Annotated in this window: 29 protein-coding genes; 16 read left to right on the top strand and 13 right to left on the bottom strand. The window is 67.3% G+C overall.

The window, feature by feature from the left end; all coding sequences use genetic code 11:
* Positions 1-144: 144 nt before the first annotated feature.
* Positions 145-654 carry an HPP family protein gene (locus ACE3RX_RS16990; RefSeq protein WP_374486165.1) on the bottom strand — a complete coding sequence of 170 codons (510 nt, stop codon included), beginning with the start codon at positions 652-654 and terminating at the stop codon, positions 145-147.
* A gap of 90 nt (positions 655-744) precedes the next feature.
* On the opposite strand from ACE3RX_RS16990, the gene ACE3RX_RS16985 reads away from it, so the two are divergent.
* A complete protein-coding gene (locus ACE3RX_RS16985; protein ID WP_374486164.1) occupies positions 745-1,335 on the top strand; it encodes a TetR/AcrR family transcriptional regulator in 591 nt (196 codons plus the stop codon).
* A gap of 53 nt (positions 1,336-1,388) precedes the next feature.
* Positions 1,389-1,868 (top strand): cupin domain-containing protein, encoded by a 480-nt coding sequence (locus ACE3RX_RS16980; RefSeq protein WP_374486163.1) that lies wholly within the window; start codon positions 1,389-1,391, stop codon positions 1,866-1,868.
* A gap of 6 nt (positions 1,869-1,874) precedes the next feature.
* Here ACE3RX_RS16980 and ACE3RX_RS16975 read toward each other — a convergent pair whose 3' ends face one another.
* On the bottom strand, positions 1,875-3,161 hold the full coding sequence (locus ACE3RX_RS16975) for a Glu/Leu/Phe/Val dehydrogenase (protein WP_374486162.1): 1,287 nt from the start codon (positions 3,159-3,161) through the stop codon (positions 1,875-1,877).
* Positions 3,162-3,318: 157 nt separating this feature from the next.
* Between ACE3RX_RS16975 and ACE3RX_RS16970 the strand changes: the two genes are divergently transcribed.
* The gene (locus ACE3RX_RS16970) at positions 3,319-4,083 is read left to right on the top strand and encodes a hypothetical protein (protein WP_374486161.1); all 765 of its coding nucleotides are present in this window, start codon (positions 3,319-3,321) and stop codon (positions 4,081-4,083) included.
* A gap of 13 nt (positions 4,084-4,096) precedes the next feature.
* Here the strand turns inward: ACE3RX_RS16970 and ACE3RX_RS16965 are convergent, their stop codons facing one another.
* Positions 4,097-4,753 carry a DUF4197 domain-containing protein gene (locus tag ACE3RX_RS16965; RefSeq protein ID WP_374486160.1) on the bottom strand — a complete coding sequence of 219 codons (657 nt, stop codon included), beginning with the start codon at positions 4,751-4,753 and terminating at the stop codon, positions 4,097-4,099.
* A gap of 58 nt (positions 4,754-4,811) precedes the next feature.
* Here ACE3RX_RS16965 and ACE3RX_RS16960 point away from each other — a divergent pair, with 58 nt between their 5' ends.
* The 9 genes from ACE3RX_RS16960 to ACE3RX_RS16920 all read left to right on the top strand — a co-directional run bounded on the left by ACE3RX_RS16960 (position 4,812) and on the right by ACE3RX_RS16920 (position 12,943).
* Entirely contained in the window at positions 4,812-5,309 is a 498-nt protein-coding gene (locus ACE3RX_RS16960; RefSeq protein ID WP_374486159.1) for a peroxiredoxin family protein, read from the top strand.
* Complete coding sequence (locus ACE3RX_RS16955) at positions 5,306-6,544, top strand: efflux RND transporter periplasmic adaptor subunit (protein WP_374486158.1); 1,239 nt, start codon at positions 5,306-5,308, stop codon at positions 6,542-6,544. The genes ACE3RX_RS16960 and ACE3RX_RS16955 overlap by 4 nt, the downstream gene beginning before the upstream one ends.
* Positions 6,541-7,761, top strand: coding sequence for an ABC transporter permease (locus ACE3RX_RS16950; protein ID WP_374486157.1), 1,221 nt, complete (start codon positions 6,541-6,543; stop codon positions 7,759-7,761). The genes ACE3RX_RS16955 and ACE3RX_RS16950 overlap by 4 nt, the downstream gene beginning before the upstream one ends.
* Complete coding sequence (locus tag ACE3RX_RS16945; RefSeq protein ID WP_374486156.1) at positions 7,758-8,447, top strand: ABC transporter ATP-binding protein; 690 nt, start codon at positions 7,758-7,760, stop codon at positions 8,445-8,447. The genes ACE3RX_RS16950 and ACE3RX_RS16945 overlap by 4 nt, the downstream gene beginning before the upstream one ends.
* A gap of 149 nt (positions 8,448-8,596) precedes the next feature.
* Positions 8,597-9,604: a diguanylate cyclase domain-containing protein gene (locus ACE3RX_RS16940; RefSeq protein ID WP_374486155.1), complete on the top strand. Its 1,008-nt coding sequence runs from the start codon at positions 8,597-8,599 to the stop codon at positions 9,602-9,604.
* A 124-nt stretch (positions 9,605-9,728) separates the two neighbouring features.
* Entirely contained in the window at positions 9,729-10,574 is an 846-nt protein-coding gene (locus tag ACE3RX_RS16935) for a putative RNA methyltransferase (protein WP_374486154.1), read from the top strand.
* 183 nt (positions 10,575-10,757) lie between these two features.
* A complete protein-coding gene (gene nudC / locus ACE3RX_RS16930) occupies positions 10,758-11,567 on the top strand; it encodes an NAD(+) diphosphatase (RefSeq protein WP_374486153.1) in 810 nt (269 codons plus the stop codon).
* A gap of 67 nt (positions 11,568-11,634) precedes the next feature.
* Positions 11,635-12,045 (top strand): OsmC family protein, encoded by a 411-nt coding sequence (locus tag ACE3RX_RS16925; RefSeq protein ID WP_374486152.1) that lies wholly within the window; start codon positions 11,635-11,637, stop codon positions 12,043-12,045.
* Between the two features lie 16 nt (positions 12,046-12,061).
* On the top strand, positions 12,062-12,943 hold the full coding sequence (locus ACE3RX_RS16920) for a pirin family protein (RefSeq protein ID WP_374486151.1): 882 nt from the start codon (positions 12,062-12,064) through the stop codon (positions 12,941-12,943).
* Here ACE3RX_RS16920 and ACE3RX_RS16915 read toward each other — a convergent pair.
* Positions 12,937-13,878: a VTT domain-containing protein gene (locus ACE3RX_RS16915; RefSeq protein ID WP_374486150.1), complete on the bottom strand. Its 942-nt coding sequence runs from the start codon at positions 13,876-13,878 to the stop codon at positions 12,937-12,939. The two genes, ACE3RX_RS16920 and ACE3RX_RS16915, sit on opposite strands and share 7 nt — an antisense overlap.
* A 157-nt stretch (positions 13,879-14,035) precedes the next feature.
* On the opposite strand from ACE3RX_RS16915, the gene ACE3RX_RS16910 reads away from it, so the two are divergent.
* From ACE3RX_RS16910 to bluB, 3 genes are all read left to right on the top strand, one after another.
* Positions 14,036-14,839, top strand: coding sequence for a J domain-containing protein (locus tag ACE3RX_RS16910; RefSeq protein ID WP_374486149.1), 804 nt, complete (start codon positions 14,036-14,038; stop codon positions 14,837-14,839).
* 58 nt (positions 14,840-14,897) lie between these two features.
* Complete coding sequence (gene dbpA, locus ACE3RX_RS16905; RefSeq protein ID WP_374486148.1) at positions 14,898-16,361, top strand: ATP-dependent RNA helicase DbpA; 1,464 nt, start codon at positions 14,898-14,900, stop codon at positions 16,359-16,361.
* Between the two features lie 122 nt (positions 16,362-16,483).
* Complete coding sequence (bluB, locus tag ACE3RX_RS16900; protein WP_374486147.1) at positions 16,484-17,152, top strand: 5,6-dimethylbenzimidazole synthase; 669 nt, start codon at positions 16,484-16,486, stop codon at positions 17,150-17,152.
* Here bluB and ACE3RX_RS16895 read toward each other — a convergent pair.
* Genes ACE3RX_RS16895 through ACE3RX_RS16880 form a run of 4 tightly spaced genes read right to left on the bottom strand, consistent with a single transcriptional unit; the run spans position 17,141 to position 19,393 of the window.
* Positions 17,141-17,500: a hypothetical protein gene (locus tag ACE3RX_RS16895; RefSeq protein WP_374486146.1), complete on the bottom strand. Its 360-nt coding sequence runs from the start codon at positions 17,498-17,500 to the stop codon at positions 17,141-17,143. The two genes, bluB and ACE3RX_RS16895, sit on opposite strands and share 12 nt — an antisense overlap.
* A gap of 52 nt (positions 17,501-17,552) precedes the next feature.
* Positions 17,553-17,885, bottom strand: coding sequence for a transcriptional regulator (locus ACE3RX_RS16890; protein WP_374486145.1), 333 nt, complete (start codon positions 17,883-17,885; stop codon positions 17,553-17,555).
* Positions 17,886-17,919: 34 nt separating this feature from the next.
* A complete protein-coding gene (locus ACE3RX_RS16885) occupies positions 17,920-18,315 on the bottom strand; it encodes a hypothetical protein (RefSeq protein ID WP_374486144.1) in 396 nt (131 codons plus the stop codon).
* Positions 18,316-18,343: 28 nt separating this feature from the next.
* Positions 18,344-19,393, bottom strand: coding sequence for a hypothetical protein (locus ACE3RX_RS16880; RefSeq protein WP_374486143.1), 1,050 nt, complete (start codon positions 19,391-19,393; stop codon positions 18,344-18,346).
* A 156-nt stretch (positions 19,394-19,549) separates the two neighbouring features.
* Between ACE3RX_RS16880 and ACE3RX_RS16875 the strand changes: the two genes are divergently transcribed.
* Positions 19,550-20,458, top strand: coding sequence for a recombination-associated protein RdgC (locus ACE3RX_RS16875; protein ID WP_374486142.1), 909 nt, complete (start codon positions 19,550-19,552; stop codon positions 20,456-20,458).
* 68 nt (positions 20,459-20,526) lie between these two features.
* On the opposite strand, the gene ACE3RX_RS16870 is transcribed toward ACE3RX_RS16875, so the two are convergent.
* The 5 genes from ACE3RX_RS16870 to ACE3RX_RS16850 form a co-directional block, all read right to left on the bottom strand.
* Positions 20,527-21,573, bottom strand: coding sequence for a cyanophycinase (locus ACE3RX_RS16870; RefSeq protein ID WP_374486141.1), 1,047 nt, complete (start codon positions 21,571-21,573; stop codon positions 20,527-20,529).
* A gap of 81 nt (positions 21,574-21,654) precedes the next feature.
* Complete coding sequence (locus ACE3RX_RS16865) at positions 21,655-22,227, bottom strand: DUF4337 domain-containing protein (protein WP_374486140.1); 573 nt, start codon at positions 22,225-22,227, stop codon at positions 21,655-21,657.
* A gap of 73 nt (positions 22,228-22,300) precedes the next feature.
* Positions 22,301-23,941 carry a methyl-accepting chemotaxis protein gene (locus ACE3RX_RS16860; RefSeq protein WP_374486139.1) on the bottom strand — a complete coding sequence of 547 codons (1,641 nt, stop codon included), beginning with the start codon at positions 23,939-23,941 and terminating at the stop codon, positions 22,301-22,303.
* A 209-nt stretch (positions 23,942-24,150) separates the two neighbouring features.
* Positions 24,151-24,744, bottom strand: coding sequence for a hypothetical protein (locus tag ACE3RX_RS16855; protein WP_374486138.1), 594 nt, complete (start codon positions 24,742-24,744; stop codon positions 24,151-24,153).
* 16 nt (positions 24,745-24,760) lie between these two features.
* Positions 24,761-25,173: SDR family oxidoreductase (locus ACE3RX_RS16850; protein ID WP_374486137.1), on the bottom strand; the 413-nt coding region annotated here is incomplete at its 5' end.

The following is a 25,173-nucleotide window of genomic DNA, read 5'->3' as shown; positions in this document are numbered from 1 at the left end:
CCCCCCTTTACAACCCTTTTTCCCCAACCTTTGGCGGGGGGGGGGTATAACCTCCCCCCCCCGGGGGTGTTTCCCCCGGGGGGGGCTATTTAATTCGCCCCCACAGCTTCATCCCTACAGGTGCAGCCCCACAGGTGCCAGGCGTCACCAGTACTGGGGATAGTGCTTCGCCCCACGCAGATTGTTGTAGACCAGAGCTACGGCCACCAGCAGCAGGGCGCCGGCGAGGGTAGGAGTGAAGAGGAAGGACCAGCCTGGCGCGGTGAGGAAGACGATCACCGGGTTGGAGCCGGCAGGCGGATGCACGCAGCGCAGCGCCATCATGCCCATGATCGCCAGTGCCACCGCCAGCGCGGCGGCCCACCAGTGCGGGCCGAAGGCGGCTAGGCAGGCCAGGCCGACGAGGCTGCTCAGCGTATGGCCGAGGACGACGTTGCGCGGCTGGGAGAAAGGCACTTCAGGAAAGCCGAAGACCAGCACGCAGGACGCGCCGAATGACCCCAGCAGCAGGGCCAGCGAAGCCTGTTCGGCAAGGCCGGCGACCGCCGCGATGGCGAGGAAGCCGCCCAGCCCCGCCAGGGCGACGGAGCGGGCTGGCGGCACGGGAGGCAGGGCGCTACCGGCGCCGCGCAGACGGTGAAGGAAGGCAGGCATCGGTACTTTCCTGTAAAGTAGACAGATCTGTCTACTGTCAGCCTTCGCCGTCGGCTTTGCAAGCCCTGCGGCAGCAGGTAACGTGAAGCCATGTCCAGTCCAATGCCATCGCAGCCCGTGTCCCGTGCCGACAAGCGCGCCCATCTGGTTGACACCGCCCTGCGCCTGTTCGCGGCCGGTGGCTATCATGCGGTCGGGATTGATCGGGTGCTGGCCGAGGCCGGGGTCGCCAAGAAGACCCTGTACGCCCATTTCCCGTCGAAGAACGCGCTGATTGCCGAGGTGCTGCGCGAGCGTGACCGGCGCTTCCGCGCCAGCCTGGCGGCCTTCGTCGACCGCCAGTCGGTGCCGCTCGATCGTCTGGCGGCGGTGTTCGTCTGGCACCGCCAGTGGTTTGCAGAACCGGGCTTCGCCGGCTGCATGTTCCTCAACGTGGCGGCGGAGTTCCATGGGGAAGTGGCCGAGCTGCAGCAACTGGCCCGCGAGCACAAGCAGGCCGTCGAGCGCTACCTGGCGGGGTTGCTGGAGCCGCTGGTCGGCGTTGATGCGGCCCCGGCGCCGGCGGCAGATTTCAACCTGCTGCTCGATGGGGCAATCGGCGTGGCGCTGGTGAGCGGCGACGCAGGGGCTGCGGAGCGGGCCTGGAATATGGCCCGCCGGCTGCTTCCCGCCACGGCTTGAGTCGCTGCCAATCTCTGTTTTCTTATCACCCGTGTGTTCAGGAGAGCCTGCCCATGAGCGAAACCAAGCCCCCGGTTGCCATCCGTGCCGCCGACGCCGAACCCCGTCGTCGCCCGTCTGCCTATCCGGAGCCATTCGCGTCGCGGATGAACGGCCGTGAGAAGCGGCCCCTCGGTGATCTGTTCGGCCTCGGCAATTTCGGCGTCAATCTGGTGCGCATGGCCCCCGGTGCGGTGTCCGCGCTGCGCCACGCCCATAGCCGGCAGGATGAGTTCATCTATGTGCTGAGCGGCACGCCGACCCTGCGCACCGACCAGGGCGAAACCCGCCTTGAGCCGGGCATGTGCGCAGGCTTCCGGGCCGGCTCCGGTGATGCGCACTGCCTGGTGAACCTCAGCGAGGAGGAGGTCGTGTATCTGGAAGTTGGCGACCGCAGCGAGGGCGACGCGGTCAGCTACCCGGACGACGACCTCCAGGCCCTCCGCGAGGACGGCCGCTGGGTCTTCGTGCACAAGGACGGCTCGCCCTACTGAGCCGGCTTACGGATACAGCCCGCGTACCTTGTGGGCCAGCAGCACCCGTTCGCAGCCGAGCACGAAGGCGGCGGTGCGCAGCGGGATGCCCTTGACCTGGGCCGAGTCCCACACCGCCGCGAAGGCTTCGCGCATGATGCGGTCGAGGCGGGCGTTGATCTCGTCCTCGGTCCAGAAGAAGGCGCTGATGTCCTGCACCCACTCGAAGTAGCTCACCGTCACGCCGCCGGCGTTGGCGAGCACGTCGGGGATCACCGTGATGCCGCGCTCCTGCAGGATCAGGTCGGCCTCCGGGGTGGTCGGACCATTGGCCCCCTCGGTGATGATGCGGGTGCGGATGTGGCCCGCGTTGGCGGCGGTGATCTGGTTCTCCATCGCCGCTGCGATCAGCACATCGGTTTCCATCTGCCAGAAGTCGTCCGCGGACACCGCCTCGGCGCCCGGCGTGCCCTGCAGCGTGCCGTGCTCGTGGCGCCAGGCTTTCACCGCCCGCACATCGAGGCCGGCCGGATTGACGATGGCGCCGGTGCTGTCCTGAATCGCGACGATCTTTGCGCCGGCGTTGGAGAATAGGCGTGCTGCCGCTTCGCCGACATTGCCGAAGCCCTGCACCGCGACCCGCGCGCCGCTCAGCTCCAGGCCGATGTGCCGCGCTGCCTCGACGGTGGCGACGAAGACCCCGCGGCCGGTGGCATCCTTCCGGCCCAGGCTGCCGCCCAGGCTGATCGGCTTGCCGGTGACCACGCTCATCGCGGTGCGACCCTCGTTCATCGAGTAGGTGTCCATGATCCACGCCATGGTCTGCTCGTTGGTATTGATGTCCGGGGCCGGCACGTCCTTGTCCTGGCCGAGCAGGATGTGGATCTCGCTGGTGTAGCGGCGGGTCAGGCGCTCCAGTTCGGCGATGGACAGTTGCCGCGGATCGACCCGCACGCCGCCCTTGGCACCGCCGAAGGGCACGTTCACCACCGCGTTCTTGACGGTCATCCACGCCGACAGGGCCATCACCTCGGCCAGCGTCACGTCCGGGTGGAAGCGGATGCCGCCCTTGCCCGGCCCGCGAGCCAGGTTGTGCTGGACCCGATAACCCTCGAAATGCCCCATCTCGCCGTTGTCGAGGCGGATCGGCACATTGACGATCAGTGCCCGCATCGGGCGGGTGAGGATGGGGGTCAGCGCGCGCAGCTCGGGGTTCAGATGCGGTTCGACCCGGTCCACCTGCACCAGGAAGGTCTCCCACGGGCCGAGGTGTTCGGCCGACAGGTAGGACGGGATGTGCGAAACGTTGTTCACTTTGTCTTCCTCCTCCGAAGGGCCGGGGCAGGACGCTCTGCCGGCCTCCTTAATGACGCAGAGTGCGCAGCGGGCTTTCGGTTCCGCTCAGTTGATTCTGGCTGTGAACTCCGTCCGTTATGATCGCGCTATGTGTTTTTCGCGACGGTCGTCCGTGATGCGTGTTCAGAAGCTGATTCTTCTTGCCATCGGTGGCGCGGCGAGCCTGGCAGTTCAAGCCTCCGACGAGGCCCGCCTGCCCGGTGACGCCGCCGCGGTGCAAGCTGCGGCGGCTGACCGGCCGTTCAAGCTGAGCCTTGGTGAGTATCGTTACGGTGGCAATTTCAGCGGTCAGGACGTCAATCTGCGTTACCGCCGCGGCGATTCGTCGGTGTGGCTGGGTGCCTACCGCGACCGGGATTTCGGCACCCAGGGGCGAGCGGGCGTGGATACCAGCTGGCAGCCTTTCGAAGGGGCGACGCTGGCGTTGCAGCCGTCGCTGCAATGGGCTTCGGGCGGTTTCTGGGGTGGCAGCTTCAGCGTCGAGCTGGGCGAGCCGTGGTTCGTACAGGCCGGCATCGGGCGCACCAACACCAGGCCCTACTTCAATCTCAACTTCGACCCCAATGATGCGCTGTCACTGGCCGCTGGTTACCGGGACGATAGCGGCCGCACCTACTACCTGATGGCGATCCGCGACGACCGCCTGGGCACCCACCAGCAGCACGTCCACGCAGTGGCGCGCTGGCCGGTGGGCAACGGGCAGCGGGTCACCGTCGACGTGCTGCGCAAGACCGGCATCGCCGACAGCGGCCCGGTGGAAGGCTGGGGTCTCAGCCTTGGCTACGATTTCCCGGCCTGGTTCCTGCGCCTGGCCTACGAGCCATGGCAGAACTTCAGCGACGTGAACGCCACCCGCTTGACGGTGGGCTTCCGCTTCTGAGGCCGGCGCCGGCTTACTGGCCGAGCGCGCCGAAGACTTTCTTCGCGAGGCCAGTGGCGGCGCCGACCGGGTCCTTGCGGATCGCCTTCTCTTCCTCGGCGATCATCAGGTAGAGGCCGTCGAGGGCCTTGCGGGTCACGTAGTTCTCGATCTTCATGTCGTCGCCCTTGACCAGCCCGAACTGGCCGGCCTTGCTGGCCAGCTTGTTGTACTGGGCGGACAGGGCCAGCTTGTCGGTGGTTTCCTTCACCGTCGGCAGGAAGGACTCCGCCAACTGGGCGGAAGTCTTCTCCTTGAAGTACTGGGTGGCCGAATCGTCGCCACCGGTGAGGATCCGCTTGGCGTCCTCGACGCTCATCTTCTTGACTGCATCCACCAGCAGGACCTTGGCCTTCGGCACGGCTTGCTCGGCGGCCTTGTTCATCGTGGCGATCAGCGCGTCCACGTCCTTGCCGCGACCCATCGTGCGCAGCACCCCTTCCAGCGGTGCGATGCTGTCGGGCAGGCCGATCTTCACTTTCGGGTTGTTGAGGAAACCACCGTCCGCGCCCAGTTGTCCAACTGCTTTGCCGGCTCCCTGGACGAGGGCATCCTTCAGGCCGCCCGACGCATCCTTGTCGGTCAGGTCGGACAGACCCAGGGCCCAGGCCTGGCTACAGATGACAAGCAACAGCAAAGCTCTCAAAATCGCACGCACGGCATACCTCCTTCTTTTCCGGTTGAACACGATGTTATTAAAGGCTATCACGCGTCTTGTCGCGCCCGTCCTGATCCTGGCCTTCCTGCACGGCTGCAGTCAGCCGGCGGTAGCGCCCGACGTGAGCTTCACGACCCTCGACGGCCAGACCCGCCAGCTGTCGTCCCTGAAGGGCAAGGTGGTGCTGGTTAATTTCTGGGCGACCACCTGCACCACCTGCGTGGCCGAAATGCCCAAGTTGGTCGAGACCTACAACAAGTTCGCGCCGAAGGGCTTCGAGACCGTCGCCATTGCGATGGACTATGACCCGCCCGAATACGTGCGCAACTACGCGCAGAAGAACGGTTTGCCCTTCACCGTGGCCCTCGACAGCGGCGGCAAGGCCGCCAAGGGCTTTGAGGAAGTCCGCCTGACGCCGACCACTTTCCTGCTCGACAAGCAGGGCCGGGTCGTCCAGAAGTACCTCGGCGAGCCGGACTTCGCCAAGCTCCACGCCCTCCTCGACAAACTCCTGGCCGAACCGGCGTGACGCGCCGCGGGCTGATCCTGGCGCTGGCCGCGGCCGGCGCGGTTGCGGCTGTGCTGCTGTGGCCGAAGGGGCGCGAGGTGGATGTTGCGGCCGTGCGCAAGGCGCCGCTGACCCAGTCGGTGGTGGCGACCGGCCGTATCGTCACGCCGGCGCGGATTTCCATTGGCAGTCCGCTGGCTGCCACGGTGCTCGACGTGACCGTGCGCGAGGGCGACAAGGTGAAGGCCGGCCAGGTGTTGGCCCGCCTGCGCGCCGATGACGCCGAGGCGCTGATCGGCCAGGCCGTCGCAGCGCTGGCGGAGGCCGAGGCGCGCCTGACCCAGATCGAAGCCCTCGGCCGCCCGGTGGCGGCCCAGCAACTGGCCCAGGCCGAAGCCAACCTGACGGTGGCCCGTGCCGAGGCAGAGCGTGCCCGCCAGCTGGTCGGTCGCGGTTTTTACGCCCAGTCCAAGGCCGACGACGCGTTGCGCAACGCCGCCAATGCGGAATCCGCGGTGGCTGCGGCCCGTGCCCAGCTGGCTGCCCAGCAGCCCGGCGGCACCGAGAAGGTAGCCGCCGAGGCCCGCGTCGCCCAGGCCCGCGCCCAGCTCGCCAACGCCCGCGCGCGGGCCGCGCTGCTGACCCTCACCGCACCGTCGGCCGGTGTGGTGCTCAGCCGCAAGGCCGAACCCGGCGACGTGGCGGCGGCCGGCAAGGTGCTGCTGGAACTGGCCGACAGCGGCGAGACCCGCATCTACGCGACGGTGGACGAGAAGAACCTGCGCCTGCTGCAACCCGGCCAGCAGGCCCGCGGCGTCGCTGATGCCTATCCGGCCAAGCCCTTCGATGCGACCTTGTATTACTTGGCACCGGCGGTGGACCCCCAGCGCGGCACCGTCGAGATCCGTTTCCGCGTGCCGACGCCGCCGGATTTCCTGCGCCCCGACATGACCGTGTCGGTGGAGGCCGTCACCGGCCGCCGGGACGCCACGCTGGTGCTGCCGTCCGAAGCCGTGCGCGACTTGGACAGCGGCAAGCCGTGGGTGCTGGTGGCCAAGGATGGCGTTGCCGTGCGTGCCGACGTGCAGCTCGGCCTCAGCGGCATCGGCCAGGTGGAAGTCCTCAAGGGCCTCGCCGACGGTGACCTGGCCGTGCTGCCGGCCTCCGGCGCGCTGGAAGGCGACAAACTGCGCATCCGTGAGCCGAAGAAGCCCAAGGTTGGCGGCGTGCAGGTTCCCCAGGGCATGATGCGTTGAAGCTGCGCCTGCCTTTCGCGCCGCTGGTCGCGCTGCGCTTCCTCCGTGAGGGGCGCATGCAGACCTTGTTGATCCTCGCCGGCACCACCGGTGGGGTGGCGGTGATCGTCTTCCTGACCCAGCTGATTACCCAGTTGCAGGCGCAGATCGTGGACCGGGTGCTCGGCACCCAGCCCCACGTGGTGATCCGCCCGCTGGAGGAGGCCAACCGTCGTGCCTTCGACGATCCGGCGTCGGCGGTGGTCATCGAACCCCGCGCCCAGCGCCTGCGCTCGGTGGACCAGTGGGAGAACGTCGCCCGCCTGGCGGCCGGGATGCCTGGCGTCACCGCGGTGTCGCCGACCGTCACCGGACCGGCCTTCGCCGTGCGCGGCCAGGCCAACAAGTCCGTCGCGCTGATGGGGATCGACGCCGAGCGTTACCGGCGCATCGTGCGCATGGAGGAATACATGATCGCCGGCCGCTTCGCGGTAGACGGCACCCGCGCGGTGATCGGCTCCGAGCTGGCCAAGGATCTGGGCATCCGTCTGGAGGACAAGCTGCGCGTGGCATTGCCCAACGGGCGCGACGAGCTGCTGCAGGTCGGCGGCATCTTCGACATCGGCAACAAGGACCTCAACCGCCGCTGGGTCTTCGTGACCCTGCCGCTGGGCCAGAGCCTGCTCGACCTGCCCGGCGGGGTTTCCAACCTGGATCTGACCGTGGCCGACATCTTCGACGCCCAGACCATCGCCACCCGCCTGCAGGGCGCTACCGGCCTCACCGTGGACAGCTGGATGCAGACCAACGCCCAATTGCTCGCCGCGCTGCGCAACCAGACGGTTTCCAATAACCTGATCCGCAGCTTCGTGATCCTCATCGTGGCCCTTGGCATCGCCAGCGTGCTGGTGGTCAGCGTGGTCCAGAAGCAGAAGGAGATCGGCATCCTGCGCGCCATGGGCGCCAGCCGCGCGATGATCCTGCAGGTCTTCCTGATCCAGGGGGCGCTGGTCGGGGCGGTCGGCTCGATCCTCGGCAGCCTGCTGGCCTTTGGGCTGCTCAACATGTTCTCGGCGATCTACCGCAACGCCGACGGCAGCCCGCTGTTCGCCGCCGAGCTGGAGCCGCGCTTCATCGTGCTGGCGGCGCTGGTGGCCACCGGCGTCGGCCTCGCCTCGGCGCTGATCCCGGCGCGCCGCGCGGCGAAGATGGACCCGGTGCAGGCGATCCGTTCATGAGCGACGCGGTCATCGAGCTCGCCGGCCTGACCAAGGCCTACAACATCGGTACGCCGGTGGAAGCCGAGGTGTTGCACGGCATCGACCTGCGCCTGGGGCAGGGCGAGTTTGCCGCGCTGATCGGCCCGTCCGGCTCCGGCAAGAGCACGTTGCTGAACATCATCGGCCTGCTCGAACGCCCCAGTGGTGGGCGCCTGTCCATCGGCGGGCGCGACACGGCGGCCCTGTCGGAAGCCGAGATCACCGCGCTGCGTGGGCGCAGCATCGGTTTCGTGTTCCAGTTCCACCACCTGCTGCCGGCCTTCAGCGCGCTGGAAAACGTGATGATGCCGACCATCATCGCCCGTGGCGCGCCCGACGACGAAGCCGAGGCGACCGCCATGCAACTGCTCGATGCGGTTGGCCTGAAGGCCCATGCCCACAAGAAGCCGGCCGAGCTGTCCGGCGGCCAGCAGCAGCGCGTCGCCATCGCCCGTGCGCTGGCGCTGCGGCCGCGCCTGATCCTTGCCGACGAGCCGACCGGCAACCTGGACACCCACACCGCCGACGACATCTTTGCGCTGCTGCGGGAATTCAACCGCCAGACCGCGTGCGCCTGCCTCATCGTGACTCACGACCCGCGCCTGGCGGCCCGTTGCGACCGGACCATTCGACTGGTGGACGGCTGCATCGCTGCGGACTCCTGAGCACCCATCCGCCCGCGTTCCTTGATGTTGCAAGACGCAGTGAGAGATTGTGCTGCGGCGTGATCTGCCGAGTTGCCAATTGTCCAGGCCTTCAGTATGGTTTTACCGCGAATTTGATAGTTTTGAAACAGACACAAGGACCCTCCGGCATGCCGTCCCAGGCGCAATTGCTGCAAGTCATCGAGATCCAGAGCGAGATCGTCAAGGCCGGGCTGGACCTGGGCGAAGTGATGGCGCTGGTGGTCGAGCGTACCCTGTCACTGATCGGCGCCGACGGGGCGGTGATCGAGCTGGCTCAGGAAGGCGAGATGGTCTACGCGGCGACCTCCGGCATTGCCGATCCCCATCTGGGCCTGCGCCTGGGCCAGGCCGACAGCCTGTCGGGGATGTGCGTGGAGAGCGGGTCCATCCTGCGCAGCGACGACACCGAGTGCGACGAGCGGGTGGACCAGGCCGCCTGCCGGAAGATCGGCCTGCGCTCGATGATCGTCATGCCGCTCAAGTTCGATAACAAGGTGGTGGGTGTGCTGAAAGCCATGGGGGTGCAGCCGCATGCTTTCCGCGTGGCGGACGAAGCCCTGCTCGGCCTGCTGTCCGGGGTGGTGGCGGCGGCGATGCATTTCGCCACCCAGCTCGACAGCAACAAGCTCTTCCAGAAAGCCACCCACGACGGCCTCACCAACCTGGCCAACCGCTCGCTGTTCATGGACCGACTGCGCCACGTGGTGGCCCGCAATGGCCGCGACCGGCGGCCGGCCGGCGTACTGATGATCGACATGGATGGCCTGAAGGAACTCAACGACACCTTCGGTCACCGGGTCGGTGATGCGGCGATCCGCGAAGTGGCCAAGCGTTTGAAGACCGCCGCACGCGAGTCGGACACCGTGGCCCGGCTCGGCGGCGATGAGTTTGCGGTGCTGCTGACTCCGGTCGAGCAGGCTGCCGGCATCGACGCGGCGGTGCAGCGCCTGTATTCCCAAGTCACCGGTCCGTTCAGCTACGAAAACCGGGCCTTTGATCTGAGCGTAAGCATCGGCGCCGCCTGCCTGCCGGAAGACAGCGACGACATCGAACAACTGCTGGACGTGGCCGACCGGCGCATGTACTCGGTCAAGCGGGCGCGCCGTAGCCGGCAGGCTGATTGCACCTCCGGCTGACCACCCCGCCCGCGTGGCCGCGGACGCCGCGGGGCGATGCCGTCGAGGCCCGCGCCGTTCTGGCGGGCCGCCATCTCGGGTATCGTGCAGCTCCGCTGTTTTTGCGTCTTCCCACCGAATCACCATGATCACTTCTTTCCAGGCCCTGGCTTGCCCCCTCGACGGTGGCCCGCTGCGGCGTGATGGTGCCAGCTGGCGCTGCGGCGCCGGCCACAGCTTCGACCTTGCCAGCCAGGGTTACATCCACCTGCTGCCGGTCCAGCAGAAGCGCTCCCGCGACCCCGGCGACAGCAAGGAGATGGTGGCGGCGCGCCGGCGTTACCTGGAGAGCGGCGTGTATCGCCCGATCGCCGATGCGGTAAGTCGTGCCGTGCTGGCGGACCTGCCGGCCGGCCGGCAGGCAGCCTGTCTCGACGCGGGGTGCGGCGAAGGCTATTACCTGCGTGAGCTGGCCGCGGCGGCCGATGCTGGCGGCGTAGACCTGGCCGTGCTGGGCCTCGACATCTCCAAATGGGCGGTGCAGGCCGCCGCCAAGCGCGACAAGCAGGCCGCCTGGGTGGTCGGCAGCAATGCCAACCTGCCGGTGCTGGCGGGCACCGTGGACCGCTTGCTGTCCCTGTTCGGCTTCCCGGTGTATGGCGAGTTTGCCCGTGTGCTGCGGGCCGGCGGCGAGCTGCTGCAGGTGGACGCGGGGCCGGATCACCTGCGCGAACTGCGCGAGATCATCTACCCGACGCTGAAAGCGCCACGCCAGTCCGACGAGCGCGTGCCGGAGGGCTTCCGGCGGATCGGCGTCGATACCGTCCGCGCCGCCATCCGCCTCGATAGTGCCGCGCAGATCGCCGACCTGCTGACGATGACGCCCCACCTGTACCGCGCCACGGCGGAAGGACGGGCCCGCGCGGCGGCGCTGGAATCCCTCGACCTGACGGTGGACGTCAGCCTGACGCGCTTCGTGCGGGAGGGCTGAAGGCCGCGCACACCCTGCTGCCCGCGTGTTGGGAAATCCTGCCGCGGACGCTGCGGTGTCGCGACGCCTGGCTGGCCGCTCCGTCCGAAATTACGTATCGTGAGGCCATTGTCCTACCCCCTCGGGTAGATCCTGTCTTTTGCCGCCGCTTGCCGGCGGCCTGTGCCTAGGGTGAGTTTGCTTATGTCGGGTTTCGTGCCGAGCTTTGGGGTGGCCGAAGGCGCCATCGCGTCACTGGTGTTTCCGTTCGTTGGAACGTCCCTGCTGCTGGATCCCGATCTTCAATTGCCGGACCCGACGCGGCTGGCGGCCCTCGGCCCGTGCCTGGAGGCGATCACCATCGGCAGCCTCGACGGCATCCCCTGCGAGCTGCGTCTGTGGCCGGCCCACCTGGGCGTGCCGCCGGAATTCACCACCCGCGATTACCGCCAGCTGTGGGGCCGCTGGCCCGACGGGCTGCACGAAGCGCTGGCCCGTGCCCGCCAGCTCGTGTCGTGGCTGCAGCAGCACCGTTTCTGCGGCGAATGCGGCGGTCCGCTGCACACCAGCGCCAGTGAGCCGGCGCGGGAATGCCGGGCCTGCGGTGCGAAGGCCTATCCGCGCATCTCGCCGGTGTGCATCGGCCTGATCCTGAAGGGCGACGAGCTGCTGCTGGCCCGCTCGCCGCATTTCCCGCCGGGTATCTACAGCGCGCTGGCTGGTTTCGTCGAGGCCGGCGAAACTGTCGAGGACTGCCTGCGCCGGGAGATCCGCGAGGAAGCCGGCATCGAGATCGCCAACATCCGCTGGTTCGGCAGCCAGCCCTGGCCTTTCCCTCATTCGCTGATGCTCGGCTTCTTTGCCGACTACGCCGGTGGCGACGTCGTGGCCCAGGAAAGCGAGATCGAGGATATCGGCTGGTATCCCCTCGATGCGCTGCCGATGCTTCCCCATCCATCCACCATCGCCTTCCAGATGATCGACGCGGTGCGCAAGGGTCAGCATCCGCGCTGAGGAACGTTCGCCGGGCGGCGGAGTCGCAGCAGGATCCGGCAGCTTGCCGTCATCCCTCGGAGGAATCATGTCCGGAACACCCCGCGTCGAAGCCGTCCTGCAGGACACGCCCTACCTCGTGCAGTTGTCCGATGATCTGGGCCATGTGTGGTCCGCCGACGAGCCCGTCGAAGTGGGCGGCGGCAACGCCGGCCCATCGCCGGAGCGCCTGATTATCGGCAGCCTCGGCACCTGCACGGCGATCACCCTCAAGATGGTGGCGACACGCCGCCAGTGGCCGCTGACGGGCGTACGCGTGGAACTGCGGCTCAACCCGGCGGGCAAGCCGGAGGCCGGCAACGACATTGAGCGCCTGATCCACCTGGACGGCGAACTCAGCGACGAGCAGCGCGCCCAGTTGCTGAAGATCGCCAACGCCTGCCCGATGCACAAGCTGCTCACCGGCGAGGTGCGCATCCACACCGAACTGAGTGCCTGAACGGGAGGACAGGACCATGACAATCCAGCGCATCGAGGCCCGTACGGCTGACTTGGGCGAAGGGCTGACGATCCGGCGCGCCGTGCCGACCCGTGAGCGGCGCATGGTGGGCGCCTGGTGTTTCCTCGATCACATTGGGCCGCGGGACTTCGAGACCGGCCACGGCATGCACGTTGGCGCCCATCCGCACATCGGTCTGCAGACCTTCACGTGGATGATCGAGGGCGAGGTGCTGCACCGGGACAGCCTTGGCCACGAGCAGGTGATCCGCCCCGGCCAGGTCAATCTGATGACCGCCGGGCGTGGCATCGTCCATACCGAGGATTCCCTGCCTGGCGAGACGCGTTTGCACGCCGCGCAGCTGTGGATTGCACTGCCGTTTGAAGAACGGGAGCGCGAGCCGTCTTTCGAGCACTATCCCGACCTGCCGCGCTGGGACGCCGACGGCTGCGCGTTCACGCTGCTGGCGGGACGCAATGGTGACTACGTGGCACCGGCGCGGCTGTATTCGCCGCTGGTCGGGCTGGATGTGAACAGTGCGGCGGGGGGGCACATCGGCCTGGCGCTGGAGCCGGCTTTCGAATACGCGGTGCTGCCGCTGGAAGGCCATATCGACATCGATGGCGAGCGCTTCGGGATCGGCGAACTGGCCTACCTGGGCGAAGGGCAGGCGCGTTTCGATGCACAGCTGTCGGCGGGCGGGCGCGTCCTGCTGCTCGGCGGCGAACCCTTCGGCGAACCGGTGCTGATGTGGTGGAACTTCGTCGGTTTCAGCAAGGACGAGATCGCCGCTGCCCAGCGCGAATGGGAAAACGGCGGCGATGGCCGCTTCGGTCCGGTGGCAGCGCCCGGCGAGCGGCGCCTGGTTGCGCCGCCGCTGCCCTGGCCGGGTTACTGAGCGTCAGCCGGCGCGGTCTGGCTGGTGGCCGCCAGCCAGGCTTCGTAGCCGCCCTGCAGCGGCCGCACCGACAGGTAGCCGGCCTCCAGCAGGTGGCGTGCCGCCTGGATCGCGCCGGCATCCTCGGGGCAGGCGCAGAGTGTGACGATGGGGCGATTCTTCGGCCAGTCGCCCACAGCCTCGTGCAGGCGGTCGTGTTCCGCGAGCCGTGTGCCGGGGATCGGACCGGTGGCGGCGACCATCGTCGCGCCGCGCAGGTCCAGCACGAGCGGCCGTTCGGCTGATTCCAACGCCGCCAGCAGTTCGGTCGGCGTGATGTGGGCGATCGCGCATTGCTGGCGGAAACGGTATTTCTGCCACAGCTTCCAGCCTAGCCAGGCGCCAGCCAGCAGGCCGAGCACCACCAGCGCGCGGCCCATGTGTTCGTCCAGCGCGACGATGGCGGCCTGCACCGCCTCCTTCAGCACCCAGCCTGCCCCCAGTGCCGCACCCGCCCACAGCGCGGCGCCGGCCGCCGCGGCCAGCAGGAAGCCGCCGAGATTCATGCGTAGCGCGCCTGCGATCGGTGGCGCCACCGTCGAAAAGCCGGGGATGAACTTGGCCACGACCAGCGACGACAGGCCCCAGCGGATGAAGCGGGCTTCGGTCTGGCTGACGCAGGAGGCGGGGTTGATCGACAACTTGCATAGCCCGGCCAGCACCCGGTAGCCGAACAGCTTGCCGGCGCCGTACCAGGCCCAGTCAGCCACGACCGAGGCCAGCACCGCCACCGCCAGCAGCTTGCCGAGCCCGTCGGGCCCGGCGGCGAGGCTGCCGGCCAGCAGCAGGGTCGGCACCGCCGGCACCGGGACCCCCATCTGCTGCAGCAGCACATTGACGAACACCACGCTGAGGGCGTCCTGGCGGAGGGTGTGGCTGAGCTGGGCGAGTTCCATCGGTGGCGCTGATCGGTGGGCGGATGGCCGATTATCGGCCGGGGTGGGATTTTTTGCCGTGTCAGTGACGATCCGCGTTACGCCGATATGCCGCTGGAGAACCGTATAATTCCGCTGTCTTTCGGCCCTTAGCCGGGCTTTTATCCGACGGAATGCCATGAAAGCCAGGACCACGCTCTATGACCTGCTCGGGCTGACGCCCACCGCCAGCGAAGTCGACATCCAGGCCGCCCATCTGCGCCTGAGCCGTCACTACCAGTCGGGCAATCACGGCCTGTCGCCGGTCGATGTGGACAACAAGCTGAAGGCGATCCGCGAGGCGGTGTGGATCCTCGCCGATCCGGGGCGGCGGGCCGCCTATGACGTGGGACTGGCGCGTGCCCAGCAGCCGGCGCCGGGGCTGGATCCGGTCGTCGAGCAGCTGCTCAAGGATCCGCTGCCGCTGCAGGTTGAGATCAAGGCCGCCAAGCGTTCGCCGCTGCGCATCATGCTGGGGGTGATCGGTACGCTGATGATCATCGGCATGCTGATCCAGATTTTCTTCTCGGTCTTCGCTTTTCGCCGGGTGACCAGCGGTGACGGGGCTGCGGAGGCGCAGCAGAAGGTCATTGCGGCGGAGCGGCGCCAGACCTATGGCGACTTGTCCGAGCAAGAGATCGCCGAGCAGGAGGCCACCGAGCGCCGCCAGCGTGCAGAGTCCATCCGCCGCCAGGAGGAACTGCGTGCCGAATACGCCCGCAAGGAGGAAGAACGCCAGCGCGAGCGGGCCCTGCAGGAGCGCGGCTACTACGCCGACCGGGTGTCGTCCGAGCTGCAGCAGGCCGAGGAGGCGGCCCGCCGCAAGGCCGAGTACGAGCAGCGCCAGCAGGAAGAGCAGCAGCGTCGGGCCGAAGAAGAGGAGCAGCGCCGCGTGCAGGAGCGGCTGGCACGGGAACGGGCCCGCCTGCACCTGAACAACTGAGCAAGGGGCATTGGCCTGCTTGGCGAGCAGCAGGCGGGGCTTTCCGGGATAATCCGGCATGAGCTCGATTCTTCCCCCGCTGCCGGACGCCGATTCCGCCGCCCCCGAGGCCACTTTCGTTCCGCCTCCTGCCGCCGCCGCGCCGGTGCCCTTCGACCAGCTGCCCCTGCCGGCCGCGGTGATCGCCAATCTGGCGCGCCTCGGCTACCACACGATGACGCCGATCCAGGCCGCCGCGCTGCCGGTGGCCCTGGCCGGCGACGACCTGATCGCCCAGGCCAAGACCGGCAGCGGCAAGACAGCGGCTTTCGCCCTGCCGCTGCTGAACCGCCTCGACGCGCGCCGCTTCGCCGTGCAGGCCCTGGTGCTATGCCCGACCCGCGAACTGGCCGAGCAGGTCGCCCAGGAGATCCGCCGCTTGGCCCGCGCCGAAGAGAACATCAAGGTCCTCAGCCTGTGCGGCGGTAGCCCGATCCGGCCGCAGGCCGACAGCCTGGCTCACGGCGCGCACATTGTCGTCGGTACGCCGGGCCGCCTGATGGATCACCTGTCGCGCGGCAGCCTCAAGCTCGATGCGTTGCAGGCGCTGGTCCTCGACGAGGCCGACCGCATGCTTGACATGGGTTTCTTCGACGACATCGCCTACGTCGCCAAGGCCTGCCCGAAGGACCGCCAGACCCTGCTGTTCTCAGCCACCTACCCGGAGGGCGTGGTGCGCCTGGCCCGCCAGTTCATGCGCCAGCCGCGGGAGATCGCCCTGGCCGAGCAGCACGAGGCCGACAAGATACGCCAGCGCTTCTATGAGGTGACGCGGGAGCAGCGGCTGCCAGCCGTTGGCCTGCTGCTGCGTCATTACCGCCCGGAAAGCGCGCTGGCCTTTTGCAACACCAAGCAGCAATGCCGCGATTTGGTGGACACCCTGCACGCCGAGGGTATTCATGCGTTGGCCCTGCACGGCGATCTCGACCAGCGTGAGCGCGATCAGGTGCTGGTGCGCTTTGCCAACCGCAGCTGTTCGGTGCTGGTGGCGACCGACGTGGCGGCCCGTGGCCTCGACATTGCCGGCCTGGAAGCCGTCATCAACGTGGACGTGACCCCCGACCCGGAGGTGCATGTGCACCGCGTCGGCCGCACCGGCCGTGCCGAGCGGGACGGCTGGGCGCTGAGTCTGGTCGGCCCGACGGAGAAGAACCGCGTTGGCAACATCGCCCGCAGTCAGGGTTTTGAGCCGCAGTGGGAATCCATCGCCGAACTGCAGGCCGAGAACGCCGCGCCGCTGCTGCCGCCGATGGCGACGCTGCAGATTCTCGGCGGGCGTAAAGACAAGATCCGCCCTGGCGATGTGCTCGGTGCGTTGACCGGCGAGGCCGGCTTTGCCGCCGAGCAGATCGGCAAGATCAACGTGACCGAGCAATCCACCTACGTGGCTGTGCGGCGCGACATCGTCCGCCAGGCTCTGAAGCGCCTCGCCGATGGCAAGCTCAAGGGCAAGAAGGTCCGCGTCCGCTTGCTCGACGAGTAAACTCGGGGCCATGCCGTGGGGCGGCTTTGCATGGAGCTGCCCTAAACTGTGGGGGCGAATTCATTCGCCCACGGACTTCGATCAACCTGCTACGGGCGAATGAATTCGCCCCTACACCCATCATGGCCGATTCCCATCGTTTCCCGGATGCCGATGTTGACGCGATCTACCGCGTGATCGCTGAGCGGCGCGACATGCGCCACTTCCGCCCCGACCCGGTCGATCCCGAGATCCTGGCGCGCCTGCTGTGGGCGGCCCACCACGCCCCCAGTGTTGGCTACATGCAGCCGTGGCGCTTCATCCGCATCACCGACCGCGGCCTGCGCGAGCGCATGCACGTGCTGGTCGAAAAGGAGCGTCGCAACACCGCCCGTGCCCTCGGCGAGCGGGAAGAGGACTTCATGCGCCTCAAGGTGGAGGGCCTGCTCGATGCCGGCGAGGTGATCGTCGTGGCGCTGGCCGACGGCCGCGAGAAGCACGTCTTCGGCCGCCGCACGCTGCCCGAGATGGACCTCGCGTCGGTGGCCTGCGCGATCCAGAACATGTGGCTGGCGGCCCGCGCCGAAGGCATCGGCCTAGGCTGGGTGTCGATCTTCGACCCGGTGGATCTGACCACGCTGCTCGACATGCCGGCCGGCGCGCGCCCGGTCGCGATTCTGTGCATTGGCCACGTGGACGAGTTCTACCCCAAGCCGATGCTGGAGATCCACCAATGGGCCGAGCGCATGCCGCTGGAGACGGTGGTCTTCGAGAACGGCTGGCGGGGTGAGGCCGCCGTGTCAGGCGACTGACGGATCCTTCCGCAAATGCTGGGCAAGCCAGGTGCCGCCCACCAGTAGCACGACGAAGCTCAGCATCTCCCAGGCTGACAGGAAGATCGCCTGGGCGGGTCGTCCGGTATCCAGCAGTGCTGGCATGTGTTGAACCAGCACCGGTAGAGTAATCAGCCCGGCCACCGGCACGGCCCGTGGACCGTATAGCCAGCCCAGGGGACGGGCCGCCAGCGCGGCCAGCAGGGTGGCAGCGAGGAAGCCCCGGCTGATCAGGATCGCGATTTCCAGCGGATTGCCCTGCGGAATAGGCATTAGCAGGGTGACCAGCGCGAGCATTCCATCGTAGGCGATGAAGCCGGCGAACATCAGGCAGGGCAGCAGTCCGGCCTGTAGTTGTGGAGATGGACGCTGTACGCCGTTAGCCCGCCGCAGCCTGGCCGTTCCAGGTGCCTTCGGCCGCGGCCCGGTCGCCCAGGGGCAGCAGCTTCTGCAGCGTTCGGATGTAGCGGTGCAAGGCATCCAGGCCGGTGGGGGTGAGGCTGTAGCTGGTCTGTGCGCGACCAGGGCCCTCGATGCGGCGCAAGGAGACGTAGTCGGCGGCGATCAGCTTCTTCAGATGGGATTCCAGGTTGCCGTCGGAAACCTGGAGGTTGCGTTTGAGCTCGGTAAAGCTGGCTTCACCGGCGCCGGCCAGAAAGGCGGCCAGCTGGGTGCGCAGGGGTTGATGGAGGAGGGGATCGAGGGCTTCCATGGCTTGAGCCCGCCGGGGCGGGCCTTTTGTCGTCTTATTTCAAGTTGAATTCTGCGCGCATCGAGCCGGGATTGTGTCCATCCTGGTCGCCAGGCATGCGGATTTCGAACTGGCCGGTGACGATTTCGTCGTGCCGACGCCAGGTTTTGCCATCCAGGCTGGCCCATTGTTTGTAGGTATAGACGTCTTGCTTGAGGCGCACGTGGAGGGTGCTGCGTGCTTCGGCTTCCAGCAGGCTGCCGTGGATGCGCGCTTCTACGGGGAGAGGTGCGCCCGCCGGGTAGTGGAGGATGTGGGGCTGGCCGGTGGGGGCCTGCTCGCCGAAGCGGACGACCGGCAGCCTGGCCAGTTCCTCGGCACCGGGTTGGCCGAAGCTGGCGCAGCCGGCCAGGGCGAGCGCCGCCAGGGCGCCCATAGATCGCAGGATCATGGTGAAGCTCCTTCAGTGGGGAAAGGTCTTAACGGTGCGGCGTGCCGTGGAAATCGACGACCAGGGCGGATTCGACGACTGGGCCATGGGCCGGATCGAGGCTGGCTTTCATCCATGGAATGGAGATCCAGTGGGTCTCCCGGGCCAGCAGCCAGGTGCCGCCCGGGGCGCGGATGTCGCCGGTGGGCTGGCCGTCCCGCAACATGACCTCCACCGTCTGATCGAGGGTCAGGGGCAGGATTGCATCCGGTGTAGGGCGAAACAGGTCGCCGGACAGCTCCATCTTGACCGGCACCCGGGTGCCGGCTGGCACGCTGACGATGCTCAGGCCCGCGACGTTGGCGCCGGCCCGGTAATCCGCCAGGGCGATGACCGGCAGTTCCGGTGGCAGATTTGCCGACGCGTAGCGGTGGGCGATCAGTGGTGCGGCCAGCACGATGACTGTCCAGCCGGCGGCCTGGGCCAGGCGTAGCACGAAAGTGCGTTCCCGGCCGTGATCGAGGAGCAGGGACAGCAGCGGCAGACCCAGGCCGAATACCGAGGCGGCGATCCATTTCATGGTCTCGAAAGGCAGCCGTGCCGTGACACCCGCGACGCCGATGGCGATGATGATGCCGCCGGCCCATTCCAGCACTTCTTCGGAAAACAGGCCATGCACGTAGAGGGCGAGGCCGATCAGTACCAGCCATACGGTGCACAGCATGTAGGCGCCGCCGAAGAAGAAGGTGGCGAAGGTGAACAGTGCTCCGACGCCCATCAGCAACCACAGCAGTTTGACGACCTGGCGGTGGATGAAGGACCAGGTTTCGTCCCGGGCTTCCTTGACGCGCCGGGTCAGGTGCCAGTCGGCAAAGCCGGTACCGCCCAGCACGGCGGCGATCAGGAGCAGCCAGGCGATGGCCCGTTGCGTGGTGTCGGAGATCTGTTCGGCCGTGAGAACGGAGTCGCTCGCCAGGAACAGCCCGGCGCCGGCCAAGCCCCACAGGATCAGGCTATGCCGTTCCATGCGCAGGTTGCGCTGGCCGCGGGTGAGCATGGATTGGATGCTGTCGAGCTGGCGGACGATCGGATCGGACATGGCTGGATGATTCCGGACGAATTAACTCTGTAGTTCAGAGTTTATTGCTCTGAAATTCAGAGTGTCAACTGTTTCCGCTTCATCGAACGGTCTGGTGCGTCGGGCCCGAGGGGCTACAATGCCGCCTCTTCTCCATCAGCCCGGATGTAATCCCCCATGTGGTTCCGCAATCTCCAGATCTACCGTCTTCCTGAAAACTGGGGCCTGACTGCCGAAGCCCTCGCCGAGAAGCTCGCCGCGCGGCCTTTCCAGCCCTGCGGCAGCCAGGACATGGCGAGCCGCGGCTGGAGTTCGCCGACCAAGGACGACCGCTTCGTGCTGGCGGTCGGCGGCCATTTCCTGATCTCCCTGGCCGTCGAGCAGAAGCTGCTGCCCTCGTCGGTGGTCAATGAGGTGGCGGCCGACAAGGCCGAAATGATCGAGGCCCAGCAGGGCTACAAGCCCGGCCGCAAGCAGATGAAGGAAATCAAGGAGGCGGTGCTGCAGGAACTGCTGCCACGCGCCTTCACGCGCCGTCGCCGGGTGTTCAGCTGGATTGATCCGGTGGGCGGCTGGCTGGTCATCGATGCCGCCAGTCAGGCCCGTGCCGAGGAAGTCCTCGAAGCCCTGCGCGACACGCTGGACGAGCTGCCGGTGAAGATGGTCAAGACCCAGCTGTCGCCGGTGTCGGTGATGACCGACTGGCTGGCCGCCAACGAGGCGTCAGGCGCCTTCAGCATCGACCTGGATTGCGAGCTGCGCGCCGTCACCGACGAGAAGGCCGCGGTGCGCTACGTGCGCCATGCGCTGGACGGCAAGGACGTGCAGGACCACCTGGCCGCCGGCAAGCTGCCGACGCGCCTGGCGCTGACCTTCGACGATCGTATCTCCTTCATGCTCACCGAGAAGATGGAGATCAAGCGCCTGGCCTTCCTCGACATCATCAAGGAAGAGGCCGAGCGCCAGGCCGACGCTACCGACATGCAGATCGAAGCCGACTTCGCGCTGATGAGCGGTGAGCTGTCACGCCTGATCCCGGCCGTGCTGGAAGCCCTCGGCGGTGAAGTGAAGGATGCGGTGATCTGAGGCTGGGAGGGGAGGCCGGTGCCTTCCCCTCCGATCAGAGGCGCTCATCCGGCCTCGGCATGGGTGATTCAATAAATCGCGCCGCCGGTTTGCGTGGAGTACAAGGTGCCGCTCTCGGCGGACAGGTTGTAGTTGGTGGTCGCGCCGTCGTAGCCGCGCCAGTTCTGCAGGTCGAAGCGGCCGCTGCCGGACAGGCGCTGCACACCAATGTTGCGATAGGTGAGGGGCAGGCGCGGCTGGCAGACCTGTGGCAGGCCGTTGGTCTGCAGGAAATACACCGAGCCGGTGCCGAAGCGTGTCGCGGAAGTGCCGGCTACTGCGAGGGCGGTCTCCACGTCCACGCCGACGCCGCGGGCCATGCCCGACCAGCCGTCCTGCACGATGCGCGCCAGGAAGCCGACCAGCCGGCCCATGCGGTCGCGGGTGTCCAGGTGGGCATCGGTGATCACGAAGTCCAGGCCCGGCGCGGTGATGAAGCCCCGGTCGATGGTCATCCGCTTGTTGTAGGGGTTGGAGAGCGCGTCGTCGGAATAGACGGTGCCGTTGAGGGCCGCGAAGTCGAACTGGCCGAGCACCGCCAGGCCGGCGCTGGTGCCGCCGATCGGCACGTTGCGGGCGATCAGGCCGTTGATGGCCTGTTCCACACCGGTGCCCTTCCAGAAGTTGATGTAGTCGGCCTGGTCGCCACCGGCGATGAACAAGGCCTCGGCCTTGCTGATGCGGTCGATCACGAAGGGATCGTTGGCGGCACCTCGCGACGGGATGATCAGCGTCTCCACCGAATCGACACCGCCCATCGCATAGATGTAGGGGTTGTAGGCATCGGTACCGGTGGCACGGATCACCACGAAGTCGCCGCCGCCGGCGCGGGCGATCATCCACGGGAAGGCCGCGTCCACGTCCGGGCCTCCGCCCATCAAGAGGGCGGAAGGCTCGCGGGGCGGTTGGCTGGAGCTGGCGTCGGCGGGGTTGCCGACCACGTAGTACTGGTAGGGTTTGTCGGCGTGGGCCGGGCTCAGTACAGCGAGGCCGGCAACGACTGCGAAGGCCTCGGCGAGGCGGCGCCAGGGCCGCCATGCACTGCCTTGTTCGATGGAACGCGTACGGTCTTGCATGGTGAGTACCCCTGGTGTTGTCGTCGTACCATGCTCCGTAGCGGCAATCAGCCTGTCAAGGCATTCTGACCATTTTGGGTTTCAAAGGTGGAGCAGAGCGACTACCGCGATCGCGCAGCCGGCGCCGGCCACGCCGAGGGACGTCCATTCCATCCACTTCTTGCGGGTCAGCAGGGTGATCGCCGCCAGCGAGATGGCGACCTGCATGGCGGTCATCGCCTGGGCCCAGCGGTGGTGCTCGTGCAGCGAGTGTTCGCTGGCTTCCTCGGCCTCGGTGGCGGAGGCTTCGAGCTTCTCGGCCTTGCTCTTGATGTCTTCCTTCTCGCGCTTGTAGCGCTCGATCTCGGCCTGGTAGCGGGCCTGGGTTTCCCCGCTGGTCAGTGCAGCAGCCAGCTCGGCGATGTTCTGCTTGGAGCTCTTGGCCTGGTAGTAGCCCCATTGGTTGGAGGCTTCCGTCTTGCGGATGGCGGCCTCGTTCTTGTGCATCAGCGCGTCGTTCTGGGTGGCGCCGCCAGCGTAGCTGAACAGCGCGCCGAGGGTGGCCAGGACCGCCGTCATCGCTGCAATGCGCGAGGCGAAGCTGTCGCCGCCGTGGCTGGCGTGCTCGACGGCGTGGTCGTGGGGGCCGTGGACGTGGAAATGGTGGCCGGACATGCAAGTTCTCCGTGTTGAGGGACGGGGCAGGGCCCCGTGAAAACGCTGCGGATTTTAGGCCAAGTGGCGCCGTTTAGCGTGCCGATGCAAGGGCCGGCCCACCGATGCGGAAACGCTCGACGATGCGTGCCATGTGCTGGGAGATGTCGCGGATCGAGTCGGCGGCCTGCTTGGTATGCAGCGCGGCGTGGTTGGCGTCGCCGAGCAGGTTGTCGATCATGCCGACCTGGCCGACGATCTCGTTGCTGGACGATTGGCCGATGGCTACCAGGCGGGTGATCTCGTTCACCACGTCGATGACCTTGCCGGTGGAGTCCTCGATGCGTTCCACCGCGTTGCCGGCCGTCTGAGCCAGCACGGTGCTCTCCTGCATCTCGCCGATGACTTTCTGCATCAGCTCGGTGGAGTCGTGGGAGGTCTCGCGGATTTCCGAGATGTGCTGGTTGATCAGCTCGGTGGAGCCGGCAGCGCGTTCGGCCAGCTTGCGCACCTCATCGGCGACCACCGCGAAACCGCGGCCCGATTCGCCGGCACGGGCCGCCTCGATGGCGGCGTTGAGGGCCAGCAGGTTGGTCTGATCGGCAATCTGGCGGATTTCGGAAACGACGGTCTCGACCTTCGCGACCGATGCCGCCAGGTCGAAGACCCGCCCCGAGGCGTTGTCGATGCTGGCGGCGAGCTGCTCGATGCGACCGGCGGCGTTGCGGATCACCGCGCTGTTCTCGGTAGCGCGGGCGCTGGAGTCGCTGCTGATCTCGCCAGCCTGGCGGGTTTCCCGGTCGATATCGACGATATGGGCCTGGATGGCTTGCACGGCCGAATGGATGGCCTGGGACGACTGGGTACCGTTGGACGCCAGGCGGGCGATGGCGGCGGCCGACTGGTGCATCTCGATGGAGGCCACCTCGTTGCGGCGGATCACCTCGACCATCTCGCCGAGGCTGGCCTGCAGTGTGTCGATCAGGCTGTTGAAGGCGCGTACGGATTGGCCGATCTCATCGTTGCGAACGACCGGCACACGCTGCGTGAAGTCCAGCGAGGTGGCGATGGCGGCCATCGTGGCTTCCATCGCCCGCAGGGGCTTGATGATGTTGCCGTGCAGGCGGAACACCAGGCCGACCAGCACGACCAGCGTCAGCCCGGTGGCGACGGACAGGATCCATTCGGTCTGCACGAAGCCTTCTTCCACGGCGGCCACCGAGCGGTCCTTGGTGCGGCGCTTTTCGACGCGCAGGGTCTCGAGGATCTGCTGCAGTTCCTGCTGGTACTGGGCTACGTTGGCGTACAGGCTGGCTTCGGCGAGGGCGCGCTGGCCGGCCACGGCCTGTTCGATGGTCTCGTCCATCGCTGCCTCGTACTGGGCGAGGCTTTCTTCCGCCTGGCGGAGCATCGCTTGTTCAGTGTCGGAGTGGGCCAGCGGCGCCTGTTCCTTGAGGGCGTCGCGGAGGCCCAGGCGTTGGCTCAGCAGCTTCTCCTTGGCACCAGCGGCCACGTCGGCACTGGGCGCGTAAACGATCTCGGTGAGGACGATCTGCACCTGCTTGAGCTGGGCGCCCAGATCCGAGGCCGCCAGGGCGCCGGGGATCGCATCGTCTGTGAGGCTGCGTACCAGCCGCGTGTTGTGATGGAACATCAGCAGGCCGGCCGTGCCGGCGGCCAGCAGCAGGGTGGTGGTGATGGTGATGAGGATGATCAGGTAACGTCGAATGCTCATGGAGATGACTTCATGTCGGCCCGGCAGGGCGATGCGGGTTTGAGCGTTTTCTTGTGCGTCGCACCAGAAAACCCGCACATTTATCGACAGGCGTCTTGCTGAATCAAATGAATGTTTTGTGACAGTAACAAAGGCGCGGGCGGCCCTGTTTCTGTAAAAATGCTTTTCGTATTTGCGCTCGGGATATGAGCTGAAATGCCTATGTCCTGTCAGGGCAGGAAGACCGGGTCGGAGAAGACCAGAGTGCCGTCGGCGCGCATCATCAGGTTGTGGGGGTTGAGGATGTCCGGCTGGACCGGGTATTCCTCGATGAAGTCGGATAGCGCGGCGATGGCCTGCACGATGCTGGCGGGTAAGCCCGGCGGCGGCTCCTGGGCGATGTGGTAGAGCGCCAGGCGGCCGCGGTTGACGCCCAGGTTGGCCCATTTTTCGCAGCCTTGCCAGTAGGCGTCGGACAGGGTGCGCGCGACGGCTTCGGCTGGGCCGCTGATCGGCTCCAGGCGTTCGATTTCCAGCAGGCGGAAGGAGTAGCCGTTGCTGGCCTTGCCGACCACGCCGTGGTCGCGGTATAGGCGCGGGAAGTGGATGCCGGTGGGACGGTCGTCGGCAGCTAGGTAGTAGTAGTCGGCGGGGGAGCTGACGACTTTGTAGACCCGCTCCCCGTCGCCGGCATCGAGGACGATGGACGACTCGCCGCGCCCAAGCTCGGGGCGGCCGTCGAGGAGCGGATGGGCCGGCACCGGGTCGGCGATGCGGGCGGCAATCATGTCGCCCGCGGCGTCCCCGGCGTCCGGTTCCGTCATCACGGAGCGGGTGGAATTACCCGATGATGTTGTAGCCGGCATCCACGAAGTGTACGCCACCAGACAGGTTGCGGCCCGCGTCGGAAACCAGGAAGGCGGTGAGAGCGCCGATGTCTTCCGGCGTGACCAGGCGGTGCAGCGGGGAGCGATCCACCGCGGCGGCCATCAGGCCGTCGAAGCCGGCGATACCGGAGGCGGCGCGGGTCATCAGCGGGCCCGGGGAGATCGCGTTGACGCGGATGTTCTTGGAGCCCAGTTCGAAGGCCATGTAGCGTGTCGCGGCTTCCAGCGCGGCCTTGCACAGGCCCATCATGCCGTAGTTGGCGATGACCTTCTCGCTGCCCAGGTAGGTCATGGTGATCAGCGAGCCGCCACCGGCCTTCTCGAGCAGCGGTTCGGCCTTGCGGGCCAGGCGCACGAAGGAGTGGG

The organism is Zoogloea sp. (assembly GCF_041914405.1).
Taxonomy (GTDB): Bacteria; Pseudomonadota; Gammaproteobacteria; order Burkholderiales; family Rhodocyclaceae; genus Zoogloea.
This window is presented reverse-complemented; position numbering and strand designations above follow the sequence as displayed.